This window comes from Candidatus Dormiibacterota bacterium (genome assembly GCA_035635555.1).
Classification (GTDB): Bacteria; Acidobacteriota; Polarisedimenticolia; order Gp22-AA2; family Gp22-AA2; genus Gp22-AA3.
In genome coordinates this window covers 61680-75787 of the sequence record DASQAT010000056.1, presented here as the reverse complement: position 1 = coordinate 75787, position 14108 = coordinate 61680, and the positions used below count along the sequence as shown (strand labels likewise).

The 14108-nt window shown below is 67.4% G+C and carries 13 protein-coding genes and 5 tRNA genes; 12 read left to right on the top strand and 6 right to left on the bottom strand.

Annotated features, from left to right (window positions below; all coding sequences use genetic code 11):
- On the bottom strand, window positions 1-183 hold a 183-nt coding region (locus VEW47_17290; protein HYS06933.1), incomplete at its 3' end, for a hypothetical protein.
- Between the two features lie 424 nt (window positions 184-607).
- On the opposite strand from VEW47_17290, the gene VEW47_17285 reads away from it, so the two are divergent.
- From VEW47_17285 to VEW47_17235, 11 genes are all read left to right on the top strand, one after another.
- Window positions 608-1774 (top strand): multiheme c-type cytochrome, encoded by a 1167-nt coding sequence (locus tag VEW47_17285; GenBank protein ID HYS06932.1) that lies wholly within the window; start codon window positions 608-610, stop codon window positions 1772-1774.
- 185 nt (window positions 1775-1959) lie between these two features.
- Entirely contained in the window at window positions 1960-2766 is an 807-nt protein-coding gene (locus VEW47_17280) for a hypothetical protein (GenBank protein ID HYS06931.1), read from the top strand.
- A 38-nt stretch (window positions 2767-2804) separates the two neighbouring features.
- Window positions 2805-2881, top strand: a tRNA-Pro gene (locus tag VEW47_17275).
- 51 nt (window positions 2882-2932) lie between these two features.
- Window positions 2933-3009: transfer RNA gene (locus VEW47_17270), tRNA-Arg, on the top strand.
- 80 nt (window positions 3010-3089) lie between these two features.
- Window positions 3090-3569, top strand: a complete 480-nt coding sequence (locus VEW47_17265) for a hypothetical protein (GenBank protein HYS06930.1) — start codon at window positions 3090-3092, stop codon at window positions 3567-3569.
- An 87-nt stretch (window positions 3570-3656) separates the two neighbouring features.
- A tRNA-Arg gene (locus VEW47_17260) sits at window positions 3657-3732 on the top strand.
- A 49-nt stretch (window positions 3733-3781) separates the two neighbouring features.
- A tRNA-His gene (locus tag VEW47_17255) sits at window positions 3782-3857 on the top strand.
- A gap of 18 nt (window positions 3858-3875) precedes the next feature.
- Window positions 3876-3951: transfer RNA gene (locus VEW47_17250), tRNA-Lys, on the top strand.
- Between the two features lie 25 nt (window positions 3952-3976).
- Window positions 3977-4192 (top strand): UXX-star (seleno)protein family 1, encoded by a 216-nt coding sequence (locus VEW47_17245; GenBank protein HYS06929.1) that lies wholly within the window; start codon window positions 3977-3979, stop codon window positions 4190-4192.
- Between the two features lie 68 nt (window positions 4193-4260).
- Window positions 4261-6021, top strand: a complete 1761-nt coding sequence (locus VEW47_17240; protein HYS06928.1) for a HAMP domain-containing sensor histidine kinase — start codon at window positions 4261-4263, stop codon at window positions 6019-6021.
- Window positions 6018-7193 (top strand): SpoIIE family protein phosphatase, encoded by a 1176-nt coding sequence (locus tag VEW47_17235; GenBank protein ID HYS06927.1) that lies wholly within the window; start codon window positions 6018-6020, stop codon window positions 7191-7193. The genes VEW47_17240 and VEW47_17235 overlap by 4 nt, the downstream gene beginning before the upstream one ends.
- Here the strand turns inward: VEW47_17235 and VEW47_17230 are convergent.
- The 3 genes from VEW47_17230 to VEW47_17220 all read right to left on the bottom strand — a co-directional run bounded on the left by VEW47_17230 (window position 7174) and on the right by VEW47_17220 (window position 10229).
- On the bottom strand, window positions 7174-8625 hold the full coding sequence (locus tag VEW47_17230) for a thioredoxin-like domain-containing protein (GenBank protein ID HYS06926.1): 1452 nt from the start codon (window positions 8623-8625) through the stop codon (window positions 7174-7176). The two genes, VEW47_17235 and VEW47_17230, sit on opposite strands and share 20 nt — an antisense overlap.
- Before the next feature lie 73 nt (window positions 8626-8698).
- Entirely contained in the window at window positions 8699-9865 is a 1167-nt protein-coding gene (locus VEW47_17225) for a hypothetical protein (protein HYS06925.1), read from the bottom strand.
- 103 nt (window positions 9866-9968) lie between these two features.
- On the bottom strand, window positions 9969-10229 hold the full coding sequence (locus VEW47_17220) for a hypothetical protein (protein HYS06924.1): 261 nt from the start codon (window positions 10227-10229) through the stop codon (window positions 9969-9971).
- Between the two features lie 247 nt (window positions 10230-10476).
- On the opposite strand from VEW47_17220, the gene VEW47_17215 reads away from it, so the two are divergent.
- Entirely contained in the window at window positions 10477-11202 is a 726-nt protein-coding gene (locus VEW47_17215) for a hypothetical protein (protein ID HYS06923.1), read from the top strand.
- 9 nt (window positions 11203-11211) lie between these two features.
- On the opposite strand, the gene VEW47_17210 is transcribed toward VEW47_17215, so the two are convergent.
- Window positions 11212-12306 (bottom strand): MBL fold metallo-hydrolase, encoded by a 1095-nt coding sequence (locus VEW47_17210; protein ID HYS06922.1) that lies wholly within the window; start codon window positions 12304-12306, stop codon window positions 11212-11214.
- A gap of 315 nt (window positions 12307-12621) precedes the next feature.
- On the bottom strand, window positions 12622-14094 hold the full coding sequence (locus VEW47_17205) for a sialidase family protein (protein ID HYS06921.1): 1473 nt from the start codon (window positions 14092-14094) through the stop codon (window positions 12622-12624).
- Window positions 14095-14108 lie beyond the last annotated feature (14 nt).

Here is a 14108-nt window from a genome sequence, read left to right as displayed (position 1 = left end):
GCCGAGCTCGAACAGGGCGCGCGCCAACAGCAGGATGGCGTGACGCCCGAGCCGCGCCGCCAGCCGGGTCACCGTCGACGGCGCGCATCCCAGCGAGCGCGCAATCTGCCTATGCGCCGAGCCGGCGACCAGCCCCGCCGCCACCGGCCGCATCAGCTCCGGCCGCTTGCGATAGTAAGACACTGCAAAAGTCTGCCTGGAAAAGGTGTGCCCGCAGCTCAAACAGAAGAAGCGCGGCACCCGGGAACGCCTCTGACTGGCATACACACCGTGACGGCGGAAGCGGTATCCCGGTGCAGTCCGCCGATGCTCGGGACACTCGCGTCGGGGGCAGAACGAGGGTTGAAAGGCACCCAGGTGCTCGACGGGAGTGGCCGGCCAGTGCACAGAGCCCGAAGACTCAAGGAGCGTGCCACAGACCCGACTCGAGCAAGAGACGGCCCTTCAATCACTTCCGCAACCGCACCCCACCACGCTCGTCCGCCAGAAGACACGACCTCCGACCACCCTCACGCCTTCGGTCGCAACACTCTCGGCGCCACGTTGGGCGGGATGCTGTAGAGTACCGTTCCCCGGGCCCCGCCAGGACCGGCGTACAGGAGACGTCATGCGGCACGCGCCCAAAGGCCAGTTGGCACTCGGCATCCTTCTCCTGCTGGCGCCGTGCGCGCCGTCCTGGTCCGCGGCCCCGGCTCAGACGCGACGAGCCGGTGGACCGTACGCGGCGGCCGCGAACTGCGGCGCGTGTCACGATGTGATCTACAAGGCCTGGGGCGAGTCGCCGCATGCCCGATCCGCCACGAGCCCGGCCTACCTCGAGGCGCTGCGGCGCGTGATCGAGCCGGCGACCGACGCGAAGGCGGCGCGTGAGGCGTGCGTCTGGTGCCACGCCCCCACCACGCTCACGACCGGAGACATCGAGCTGCAGCATGGGACTTCGCGGGAGGGGGTCACCTGCGATTTCTGCCACACCGTCGCGGATGTGGACCTGGACAAGACGCCGCCGTTCGAGCTGAAGCCGGGTCCGGTGAAACGCGGTCCGTTCGAGTACGGCAGGATGCGGGCGCACGAGACGCTCCGTTCGTCCCTGCATCGTGCCAGCCCACTCCTGTGCGCCTCCTGTCACGAGTTCAAGAATGCCAAGGGGGTTCTCGTCCTCTCCAATTACAGCGAGTGGAAGGAAGGGCCGTACCCTGTGCGCGGGGTCCCCTGTCAGGACTGCCACATGGCTCTCGTTCCCGGCACGGTGGCGAAAGACGCACCGGCGAAGGGAGCGCTCCGGATCGTCAACCAGCATCGCCTCGTCGGCGGCAGCGCCATCAGTCAGGTGGCGCGCGGTCTGGATCTGAAGATCGAATCGGTGGCGGCCAGCGGGGGCTCCGCCGATGTCGTGGTCGTCGTGAAGAACGCCGGCGCCGGTCACTCCGTGCCGGGCGGTCTGTCCACCAAGAGTCTCGTCCTGGCGGTCGGCGCCGAGACCTCCGATGGCAAGCTGGATTACCGGCAGGAGAGAGTGTACCGGCGCGAGCTGAATGACGAGAAGGGTGTTGTCCTGGAGAGCGTCGCCGATCTCTTCTTGAAGGCGGCGTCGGTCGGGAGCGATACGCGGATCAAGCCGATGGAGTCACGCCGGGAGCGTTTCACGATTCCGGTCCCGACCGGGGCGCGCGCCATCGTCGCCCGCCTGGAATACCGGGACGCCTCCGACCCCCGAAACGCGGCGCCGGTGACGTCGATCATCACGGAAGTCAAAGAGCCGCTTGTCGCGCACTGAAGACCCCGCCCGACCATCCCGGCGACAGTTAACCCCAGTCCGGACAACCCGATCCGGCCGCGGGCCTGGAAGCCGCGTCTGTCCTGACGTTCAAGGCCGGCCCCCCGCCGAACGGAGCTTGTGGCGAAGCGCCCGGGGGAGGTGTATCATTAAGGACCGGAAAGAGAACTTCCTCGGAGATGACCATGAAGCGCGCAATGACCCTGGTTTTGCCGGCCCTCCTGCTCTGCATCCTTCCACTCCTGGCCGCGTCTTCCCAACAGAAGATCGTCGGCGTCGATTACGTCCTCGCCTTGATGGACGCGGGGATCGATCAGAAAGAGATCATCCACCGCATCGAGGAGAAGAACCTGGCGTTCCGTCTTGCTCCAGGAGATCTCGATCGACTGCGCGAGGCGGGAGCGGGCAAGAATCTGATCGAGGTGATCAGTGCCGAAAGCGCCGTCCTGGAGAATCACGAGGGCGCGCGCTCCGGCGGAACGGCAGCTCCCCAGGATCAGCGCGGAACCGGCGCGAGCCAGTGGGGTCGCCCGAGCCGTCTCGGTGGCGAGGGGACGGGGACGCCCGAAGGAGGGACTTCGCAGCCGGACGCCACCCAGGCCCCGCCGACCTCCTCCCCGGATGACGGGGCGGAGTACAACGGCGAGGGTATCCAGGAGGAACCGTACGGCGGGTCTGGCGGATACGGTGGGTCCGGCGGCTATGGCGGGTATGGCGCGTATCCGGACTACGATTACTGGCCGGGATACTACGGCTTCGTCTACTCCTACGGCTATCCCTATCCTTATTATTATTACCCTCGCTACTACTATCCCTACAGGTCCTACTACTTCTCCTCGCCGTACTACTCGTATCGCCACCACTCCTTCGGGTACGTTCCGCGGGGCGGCGGGTCGTTCCGCGGCGGTTTCCACGGCGGCGGAGGAAGTCCACGCTCGTCACCCCGTGGCGGGGGCGGTTCGCGTCCTTCGCCGCGCGGATCGCATCACTGATCCAATCCAAAGGCCGGCTGGTATAGAATCTTCGTCCGCGGGGCGTAGCGCAGCCTGGTAGCGCATCTGCTTTGGGAGCAGAGGGTCGGTGGTTCGAATCCACTCGCCCCGACCACCCCCGGGCTCGAGAGCAGGACCTCGGGCCCCTGGACGAAGTCATACGAACGCGCCTGTAGCTCAGTGGATCAGAGCACCAGCCTCCGGAGCTGGGAGTCGGAGGTTCGAATCCTCTCAGGCGCGCCATCCATCCTGCGATCCCCCGGCGCCCGGAACCGGGCGCCGGGGTCGTCGCTCTCCCACGAGACACGGAATCGAGAGCGGGCATGCAAAATGAAACCGGGATCGGTGGGCCGGCGCGCCCGGCCGGTCTCTGGCTGCAGGTCGTCGCGCTGTTCCTCGCGGCGTTCATTCCGATGGCGTGGTTGATCGGGAGGCGGACCGTTCCGGCGCCGGCACCGGCGCCGCTGGTCCTCGACCCGTCCGAGCCGATCGTCGGCCTCCAGGCGAGCGCCGAAGGGCTGCGTGCCGGTCCGTCGCCGACGCGGCTGCCGCAGGCGGCGGCCGGGGGAGTCTACAGGCTCGAGCTCGTGCCCGGAGGCGGCGACCCCGCGGCGCACCCCCCCTACCAGGTGAAGCTCGACGCGCCGGGCGGGAAGGAGCTGTGGCAGGGATCGTGGACCGGCCCGAAGGAGACGAAGATCCAGATCGTCCTTCCGGCCGAGGGGCTGAGACCAGGGCCCCACACGCTCGTGACCGTCGATTCCACCGGCCGGCTGCGGAGCTTCCCGTTCCAGGTGCCCTAGTCGCGGGCTCGCGACGCTATGGTAAGATGTGCCGCTCCGTCAGTCATCGAGGTGGCGGTCGACGGGCGCGGCCGGTTGCAGATCGACGCGCCTGTAGCTCAGGGGACAGAGCAACGGCCTTCTAAGCCGTGGGTCAGGGGTTCGAATCCCCTCAGGCGCGCCATCCGTCCCCCTTGCGAAGACCCCGGGACGAGCGATCGCGACAAGATGCGGTGAGTGTAGCTCAGGTGGTAGAGCCCCGGGTTGTGGCCCCGGTTGTCGTGGGTTCGAGTCCCATCACTCACCCCAGATCGTTTCACGTGAAGTGGGCCGTTAGCTCAGTCGGTAGAGCAGCTGACTCTTAATCAGCGGGTCGGAGGTTCGAGTCCTCCACGGCTCACCAACCCCCTTCGTAGGAGGTCCCCGACATGGCCAAGACCGTGCGGATCTTCGGCAAGGACACCTGACCCTACACCACCGCGGCCCGTGAGGCCTACGTCAAGGACGGGTACGAAGTTCAATACCTCAACGTCCTGCAGGACCGGACACTCCTCTCGGAAATGTTGAAAGTCTCCAAGGGGGACCGATCGGTCCCGGTGATCGTCGACGGATCCAAGGTCCAGATAGGCTACGGGGGCGCCTGAAGCGTCTGAGACTTCGGCCGGCGGCCGGAGGTCGAATTCTTCCCCTGCATCAAGTCGAGAGGAATGGTGTGCCCGGCACGACGGCAGATCGCGAGCGGTTCCAGAACGAGATCGGCTCGCAGCTCGAGCGCATCGAGGAGGCCGCGAAGATCTACAAGTATGCCCTCGGCCGGATCGTGCGCGAGCTCGAGGCCGACGCCGGGGCCGTCATCCTCCGCAGGCCGGTCTCGGGCGAGCTCGTGACCCTGGGCTGGGGTGAAGTCGGGAAGGGGTGGGATGATGCGACCGCCAACGCCTTCCTCGATCTGAAGCGCCCCGAGCTGCCGCGCAACGAGATCATGGCGCCGATCCTGATCGGCGGTCGGGCCGCGGGGCTGATGGCGCTGCGCCGCCGCAAGGGGACGTTCGAGCCGGGCGAAGGACGCTTCCTGGCGCGCCTCTGCCGCAAGGTGGCGCACGAAGCGGCGCTGCGCGAGGAGCGGCGCGTCAACCACGTCGTCGATCAGATCAAGGACAAGACGGTCCGCGAGCTGCGCCCCAAGGACCTGTTCTACCAGATCCTGCACGGCCTCAGGACGCTGACGCGATACGACCACAGCAGCGCCATCCTCATCGCCGAGGAGGACGCGGCGCGGCTGGTGCTGCACGCCGAGCAGATCGCCTGGGCCAAGCGAAAGAGCGACCGGATCGGGCGCAGGATCCGCGTGCCCCGCGAGCTGCGCGGAACGCTGCAGCGCGCGACGGCGATCCGCTGGGTCTCGTTCGCCCGCGCGAGGAAAGGGGCGCCCCACGAGCCGGGAGCGGGAGCGCGCGACGACGGCTCCCGCGACCACGAGGCGCTGGCGCGTCTTCTGCGCTGGGGTGGCCGGGGCGCCGAGCCCTCCGAAGGGACGATCCTCTGGGCTCCCCTGCAGCACGACGGGGAGTTGCTCGGTCTCCTGAAGATCGCGGCGCGCCGGCCGGGGGCCCTCGCCCTGCCCGAGGCGGCGGGTGTCGAGCGCGTCGTCCGGCACCTGGCCTCGGTCATCCACAACGCGCGGCGCGCCCTGTCGATGGAGGAGCGGATCCTCGAGGCGGAGAAGAAGCACGCCATGGCCGACCTGGCGCGGGCCATCTCGCACGACGTCAAGAACGCCATCGGCGCCATCCTGCCGCTCGCCCAGCAGGCGCGCGAGGAGCTCTCGACCGGGACCTCCAAGCCGGACGTGCTCGCACAGGACCTGGCGCAGATCGAGCAGTCGGCGCAGATCTGCCAGAGGATCTTCGACGGCATGCTGCAGCTGGCACGCTCGGAGAGCCGTCCGACCGGCAGCGCCTCCCTGTCGAAGGCCCTGGAGGGGACGCTGGCGATCCTCGGAGCGCGGGTCAAGCGGGCCGGTGTCACGCTGGAGATGAAGATCCCGGACGGGCTGCCGGAGGTCTCGGCTAGTCTCGGAGGGCTCGAGCAGGTGTTCCTCAACCTCTTCACCAACGCCCTCGACGCCATGCCGGCCGGCGGGCGCCTGAAGGTGCAGGCACGCCACCTCGGCGCGCGCGTGGAGGTGCGCATCGCCGACACCGGCGCCGGTATCACGTCGGAGGAACTGAAGCGGATCCATGAGCCGTTCTACACCACCAAGCAGGAAGGGTTCGGTCTGGGGCTGGCGATCTGTCGTTCGATCCTGTGGGAGAGCGACGGCGGGATGACCGTGGACAGCCAGCCGGGGCGCGGCACGACGGTCAGCGTGGTCCTGCCGGTGGCGGGGGACAGGAGCGGCGCGCGCCCGGCGCGGCCTCAGCCGGAGCCGCAGGCGCCCGAGGGCCCGGCCCCACGCGTGGACGCCCCGTGAAGCCCCGCTCGGCGCGCGTCCTGGTCGTGGATGACGATCCGGCCATGCTGCGGACGGTCGAGCGCATCCTGTCTCCGCGCCACCACGTGCTCGGCTGCGCTTCCGGGGAGGAGGCGATCGAGGCGATCAAGCGCGAGCCGTACGACGTCGCCATCGTCGACGTGCGCATGCCCGGGCTCGACGGGTTCGAGGTGACGCGCGCCATCCGCTCGCTGCGCCCGCGCACGGAGGTCATCCTGGTCACGGGCTCGGTGACCGACCTGGACGACAAGCTGGTCAAGGCGATCGAGGAGCGCGCCTTTTATTTCATCACCAAGCCGTTCTCCAAGACGGTCCTGACCTCGCTCGTCTCCTGGTGTCTCGACATGCAGCGCCTCGCGGAGGAGCGCGACGATCTCATCCACAGATTAACCGAGGATCTGGAGCGGGCGCGCCGGTTCCAGCGGGCCCTCCTGCCGCAGGGGCTGCCGAAGAATTTTGGAACGGTGCGGGCCGCCTCGGCCTGGGTGTCGACCGAGAGCCTGGGTGGAGACCTGTACGACATCGTCCCGCTCGCCGGCGACCGCCTGTTCCTGATCGTCGCCGACGTCGCCGGTCACGGTGTCGCGGCGGCCCTGCTGGTCGGCATGATCAAGACGGCCATCGGCCGCGGGCTTCAGGAGATGATGGGGCAGGGGCGGATCGATCTGATCCCCGCCGCGCGCGCCGTCCTCGACATCCTCGCCCCGCTCAACGCCAGCCGTGTGGTGACCGCCTTCTTCGGGATCCTGGACGTGCCCGGCCGGGAGCTGCACTACCTCAACGCCGGCCACCCTCCGGCGGCCCTCTGGAAGCCCGGCACCGCGCCGCGACTCCTGTCGGCGACGACGCCCCTGCTGTCGTACGGGATCGACCTGGGGCGGCAGCCGAACGCGACGGTCCCGTTCGCGCCTGGCGATCGCCTGGCGATCTATTCCGACGGATTGTACGAAGTGCGCGATCCGTCCGGGAACGAGTTCGGGCGGGACCGGCTGGTCCGCGTCCTCACCGAGGGGCGCGGCTCGATCGAGCAGGCCGTCGAGTCGGCGATGGAGCAGACGCGGAAGCACGCCGGGGGGCGGCCGCCCGAGGACGATCTGACGCTGCTCGTGGTGGAGTCCGGCGCCGCCGGCCCTACTCGCCCGAAAGGGTGACCTCTTTCAGGCCGCCCGTCCGGGGATCGCCGCGCAGGACGCGATGGTTGTTGGTGTCGGCGATGAAGACGGTGTCGCCGTCCACGGCCAGACCGCCCGGCTCGTGCAGGGTGCCCGGATCGCCGTCGCCGAAGAGTGTCTTCGTCTCCATCGAGCCGAAGGCGATGGCTTTGATCTTGTTGTTGTAGGAGTCGGCGACGTAGATCGTCCCCGCGCCGACGGCGATGTCGAGCGGGTGCTGCAGCAGCACTTTGTCGGGCGGTCCCACTTCGTCACCGAACTCGAACAGACCGCGCCCCACGATCGTCTTCACCGTCGAGTCCTCCAGGTCGATGACGCGCACGCTGCTGATCTCGCTGTCGGCGATCAGGATGTAGCGCCCCGCCTGGGCCAGGCCGCTCGGCTGCGCAAGGGCCGCCTCGGCCACGGGGCCGTCGACGTGGTCCTCCCGCCCGCTGCCGGCCCACGGCCCGATGAGGTGCTTGTCGGTGTCGTACACCCAGATCTGGTGGCTGCCCGCCATGGCGATCAGGAGCTGCCGTCCGATGCGCAGCAGCGCCCAGGGGGAGCGCAGCGCCACGCTCCTCGGCACCGCCGGATCGAACGGGCCCGGCTCCCTGCCCTTTTGGCCCGTACCCGCCAGCGTGGTCACCTCGAGAGTCGAGAGATCGACACCGCGCAGCAGGTGGTTGCCGGCGTCCGCGACGTACAGGTGCTTGTCGTCCGAGGTCATCCCCTGCGGGTTGTGGAACGACGCCTCCCCCGCCGGACCGTCGTGCGCCCCGGCGCCCCCCTCGCCGACGATCGCCTGCACGCACCCCTCGAGATCGGCGACGATGAGGCGGTTGTGCCCGCTGTCGGAGATGAACAGACGGTCCTTCGCCACGTGCACCTTCCCCGGGAAGCGCAGGAAGGACCGGTCCGTGTCGGGGTCGGGTACCGTGTCCGGCCGCCCCTCGACCAGGATCCCCTTGCGCCGCCCCTCCTCGAGGAGCGCCTCGATCTTCGAGACCAGGTCGTCCTCCTCGATTTCACCCGACAGCGTGTCCGCGACGTACCCGGCCGGATCGACGAGGACGATCGTCGGCCAGGCGTGCACGGCGAAGCGCTCCCAGATGTCGTGATCCTTGTCGACCAGGACCGGGTGGACGATGCCGTATCGCTGCACGGCGCGGCGGATGTTCTGCGGGTCTTTTTCCGAGATGAACTTCGCGGAGTGGACGCCGATGACGACGACCGGATCCTTCGCGAAGCGCTCTTCGACGCGTTTCAGCACGGGCAGGACGTGCATGCAGTTGATGCAGCAGTAAGTCCAGAAATCGAGGACCGCCACGCGGCCGCGCAGATCCGAGGCCACGCTCAAAGGCCTGCGCGTGTTGATCCAGGTGAACCCCGGCAGGAACTCCGGGCAGCGCACGCGGGGTGTCGACATCCTGGGAATCTATACCCCGTGGCTCCGAAAGGAAAGGGAATTCACGGCCGGGGGCGCAGGAAATCGGGCGGCGTCAGCGCAGCGAGCGCTTGATCTCCGCCGCCAGCCATTCCGCCTCGCGCTTGTCGCGCAGCATGGTCGAAATCGTCAGCGGCCGGCCTGTAGCGCGCGCGATCTTCAAATCGTAATAGGGGGTCGTCCCGACCTGCATGCCGACCTTCAGCGTGATGTCGCCGATCTCCCGGGTGGGGGTCGCGCTGGACCAGGTCAGACCGAGAAGACTGCTGTTGAGCGCCAGACCCGTGGGGCCCGCCACGACGCTGGTGCGGAGGAAGATGGTGTAGAGCGTGATCAGCACCATCAAGAGCGTGAACGGCACGAGGACGACACCGATCACGCCGCCGACGAAGACCCCGAACGGGTTCCTGTGCAGATCCCATGGAACCAGGACGAAGAAGAGGGCGGCGGCGCCGCAGAAGATGCCCGAGAACAGGGCGGTCACCAGGATGGCCTTGATGTTCCTGCAGCGGGGGAGCACGAAGCGCGTCCCCCCTTCGGGGACCGGCTCGACGAGGATACCCGAAGTCTCCGGCCGCGCGGGGGCGCGGGAGGACGTCGTCCGCGCTTCGGCTTCCGGAATCGTTCCGGGCGGGGCCGGGGCGACAGGGATCTCGAACTGCTCGTCGTAATCGACGCCGGCGAGAGGGGCGCTCGCCTCCAGGCGCCAGACGACGCGATCGTTCGGATTGTCGCTTCGGGTCGGCGGCGCGTCGAACGGCAGACGGAACGACACCGGGATGTTCTCGCCGTCGGGGCCCGGCTCGAGCCTCTCGCGGCCCACCGTCTGCTCCTCCTGCCACACGACCTTCTCCCAGGTCGAGCGGCTGTCCCCCGAACCGCTGACGACCTTGTTGATGCAGGTGAGCGTCAGGTGGACTGTGCTGTCCTCCGGCAGGCGGTTCGCAGCGATCCGGGCGCGCAGCGGCCCGCCGAGCGTCGCCGTCGCAGTCTCCATCTCCAGCCAGGACACGCCGAACCGCCAGAAGCGCAGGCTCAGGTTGACGGCCCAGATGAGCAGCGCCGCCCCGGCGAACGGGAAGATCAGGGCGATCCACGCGACCGCCTTCCCCTGACGGATCGCCGGCACGGCGCCCAGGAAGGTCGCGGGAGCCGACACCAGGTTCCAGAAGATCGCGAACGCCCAGGCGAAACGAAGATGGGACTGAGAGCGGATGCGCACGGGGGAAAGTTAGGTCTCGATGAGCGCCCCGGCAAGCGCAGCCGGAAGAGAAGACCAGGGCCGGCGGTGCCGCCGGCCCTGGCCAATCACACGAAGTCGAGCTCTAGGTGCACTGGATGGTGCGCTCGCAGAAATTGCCCGGAAGGACAGAGCCGCACGCCCAGCCGACGACGTGCTGGCACTTGTTGTTGATGCACTGCTTGTCCGGACAGCCCGCTGCAAGAGTCGGCGCCGGGACGACGACCGAAAGGGCCGACAGGTAAGGCGTCGCCGGGCCGTGCGCGGGAGGCGCGAGCAGTTGGAACGACGCGACTACGGCGATGAGAACCAGCAGACGCACGCTGTAACGGATCGACCTGCGCATGGCGCGTTCCTCCAGTCTCGGCGTTGAACGGCTCGTCGGAGGTGCCGAGGAGCATCCGGCGAGACTGCGCCGCCGGCGGCACCACCGGCAAGAGGCCCGTCCCAGCAAAACGGGGGTTGAAACCTGCGACCCTTGTATCACCGGAACATCGGACCGGCAAGAGGGGTTCTGCGCAATCGTCGCCGATTCCTTGAATTCTCCGCAGTCCGGGTGGAGAATCCTTCGGCCAAATAAAAGGAGGGTTCCGATGATGAAAAAGCTGCTCACCGTATTGGCGGCGATATCCATGACCGGAGCGATCGCGGCTGCCACGCGCGCTTCGAGCGCGCCAGCATCCGGCACCGACTACGAGCCGGTGCTCGACCCGGCGAATTTCGTTTCAGTGATCGACAACCCTTACTTCCCGCTCCCGGTCGGCAGAACGCTGGTCTACGAAGGGATCAAGGACGGCCAGAGTCAGGTCGACACGGTGGTCGTCACCGATCAGACGAGGGTCATCGAAGGGATCACCGCGAGGATGGTGAGCGACGTCTCCACCCACAACGGCACGCTGCTCGAGAAGACGTTCGACTTCTACGCCCAGGACAAGCAGGGGAATGTCTGGTATCTCGGCGAGGACACCACGGCGTTTCTCGCGAACGGGAAGACCGACACGTCCGGGTCGTGGATGGCCGGGGTCAACGATGCCGAGCCCGGACTCATCATGGAGGCGAATCCTCAGATCCCGGACGCCTACCGGCAGGAGTTTCTTGCAGGGCAGGCCGAGGACACCGCCTGGGTCGTCGAGCGGGGAGGGACCGTCACCGTGCCGTACGGCAAGCTGCGTAACACGCTGAAGACTCTCGAGGCGACGCGGATCGAGCCCGGATCCTACGACCTGAAGGTCTACGCGCCGGGCATCGGCATCGTGCTCGAGCAGTCGCTGTCCGGGGCCCCCGAGCTCGCGAGCCTCGTCAGCGTCACCGGGCCATAGGGGCGCGGTCTACTTCGGGCAGCCGCTGTGCAGCTGCTTTCCTGCCGGCGGCTGCCCCCCCTGTTGCAGGTTCGCCGGGCTGATGCTGCTCACGTAGCGGCACTGCGCGTAGTGATAGATGTCGCTGGCTACGCTCCAGGCGTACTGGAAGCCCGTGGTCGAACTCCCGTCCGGCGCGCCCCAGAGCGAGTACGTCCGAGGATCGGCGTGGTCGGACGTCACGGTGAACGTCGCCTCGCCGTCGGTCGTCACCACGATGTTGCCCGCGACGAAGTCCCGGTCGGGCTCGGGCTCCGCCCCCGCGCCCGTCTCCGTCCAGTACGTGACGACCCCCTTGTCGTGCAGCCGCTCGAGGCAGTCCGGCGCCGGGTGACCGTAGCGGTTCTTCTTCCCCACGGAGATGATCCCGACCCGCGGTTTGATCGTCTCCAGCCAGGTGTCGTTGGTGCTGTAGGCGCTGCAATGGTGATTGACCTTGTAGACCTCGACCTGGCCGACCTTCGAAGCGACGGACGATTCGATGTCCAGGTAGTCCTGGGCCTTGAACCCGCTCAGGTCGCCCCCCATGACGGCATCGAACCGGCCGTAATGCACCACCGCAACGAGGCTCAGGTCGTTCTCGTTGCTCGTGGACTGACCATTGCCGTCGAGCGCGACGATTTCGATCGTGACGGGCCGCGCCGAGCCGGCGCCCAGCACGATTCTCTGGCCGGCCTGCCCGGTCCGCCTCTTGTCCTTCACCGCGTCGGCGTACAAGGCGTACGTCGAGGAAGGGTAGCTCCCGCCCCTGTCGATGGCCGCCGTGGTCAGCGGAAACCGTCCCAGGACCTCCCCGGCGCAGCCGATGTGATCGCTGTGGTAGTGGCTGGCGATGTGGTAGTCGACGTGGTCGATGCCGAGGCCACGCAGATAACCGACCGGCTTGTCGCAATTGTTGAGAAGCCCGTCATCGAACAGCACGAACTGGCCGTCGGGGGCGATCAGCACCGCACCGTCCCCCTGGCCGACGTCCATGAAGTGGAGCTGCAGCGGCTGGGCCTGCAGGGGAACGATTCCGAGCAAAGCGAGACAGAGAACGACGGACCATCGCCATGTGGGGCTCATGGCAGACCTCGATGCGCATCCGCGCGCGGGTGTCTATCGGGTTGTCGGAGGACTCATGCCACGGTTTGTACCCCCCGCCGTGCGCGAGTGTCAATGCCGCAGGGTTACAAGTTTTCGGGCTTGTATACCCTGAATACAAGTTGGATTGCTTGTATCAGCGCAGAGAGTCGAGGCTCAGGTCCGCCTGGTCAACCGGCGGTGGCGAGACGCGTGGGTCGCGCCGCTGACGACGACGCGGGGGATGGACGAGATCTCTGGCGTGCTTTGCGATGCTCGACCGGCGTTCGACATCGCAGGCTGCCGCGAAAGTTGCTATCACGGCGCCCCGTCGCAGGCGTCCCCGATCCCGTCCAGATCGCTGTCGCGCTGATCCGGGTTCGGCACGCCCGGACAGTTGTCGTCGCAGTGCGCGGTCGCGCCGCCAGTGCAGGGGTGGTCCGCGTACTGTCCGTCCAGGTCGCCGTCGTTCAGGATTCCGTCCTCGTCGAAATCGTCCAGGTCGACATTCTGCGTGAAGACGTCGTTGTCTCCGAAGCGCGCATCGGCCCATATGGCGTGCAGTCTGTTCCCCACGGCGACCGGCTCGTCGTAGTCTCCGTTGAATAGGCGGTTGGGGTAGATGCCGTCGGAGATGCGGACGCTCGGGCCGAAGGTCACCCCCCCGTCCGTCGAGAAGGCCAGGTATTCCGCGCGGAGGCTGCCGGCGGCGTCCGGCCGAAGCAGACGGTAGGTGACGCACACTCGACCCTCGCCGTCGACGACCACCCAGGCCAGACTGTGGGAGTCGCCCGAGAGCTTGACATCGTCTACGCGGACGGATGGGCTCCAGTGATCACCGCGATCGTCGGACCACGCCAGCTCGACCGAGCCGATCAAAGAGGTGGATCTCGTCCAGGCGACGTAGACCCGACCGTGATGCGGGCCGCCGCTTCGATCCACGGCGACGGTGGGCCAGCCGACAGCGTCGAACTGGCGGACTCCGCCCGCAGGAGTATCCGTGACGTGTCGATCGGTGGTCGGCCACGTTCGACCGCCGTCCAGGGATCGAGCGAACCAGATCCTCTGCGCATGGTAGATGGTCGCCCACGTTGCGTAGACTTCGCCCTCGATTCCTACGGCGGCCGTCGCAAAGCCCCCGAAGGCGCTCTCGGCCGAGATCTGATGGGGTGTCGAGAACGTGGCGCCGTGATCCGTGCTTGCAGCGAAGAAAATCCGCCAGGAGTTCGGCCCGCGCGTGCGAGAGAAATCGTTCCAGAACACGAAGAGCGCATCGGAGACCGGATCGATCGTCATGTAAGGCTTGTCCATGGACCGGTTGAGCCCGATATCGGCGGTCTTGACGAATGTCTCCCCTCCGTCGGTGGACTTGAGAATTCCGATGCTGACATCCGTCTGGTCGCGAAAGTGCGGCACGAGGATCGTCTCGATGTAGAAGTTCCCCTGCCGGTCCGCCTTGATGGAGGGGTCGCTGCTGTAGACGTCGTTCTCGAATCGCCGGCTCTGCCAGGTCTGTCCACCGTCCCGGGTCCAGGCCCAGTTCAGGCGCTTCTGCCGGTTCCCGGGATTCTGCGGATCAACGGAGATCACCTCCCAGAAGACCGTGACGAGGTGGAGCGGATCGTTCGGGTCCACGGCGAGAGAAGTCTCCGCCTGCTGATTGCCGATGTGGTCCTGGTTGACGCGGACGTTCGCCGGCCACGCGGATTCGGCGCCCTGTCCTGTCGTATCGGCGAACGCAAAGACTGCCACGAGGTACGTGAGGAGGGGAAGGCGTCTGCCCTGTCGCATCGGTTCCTCCAGAG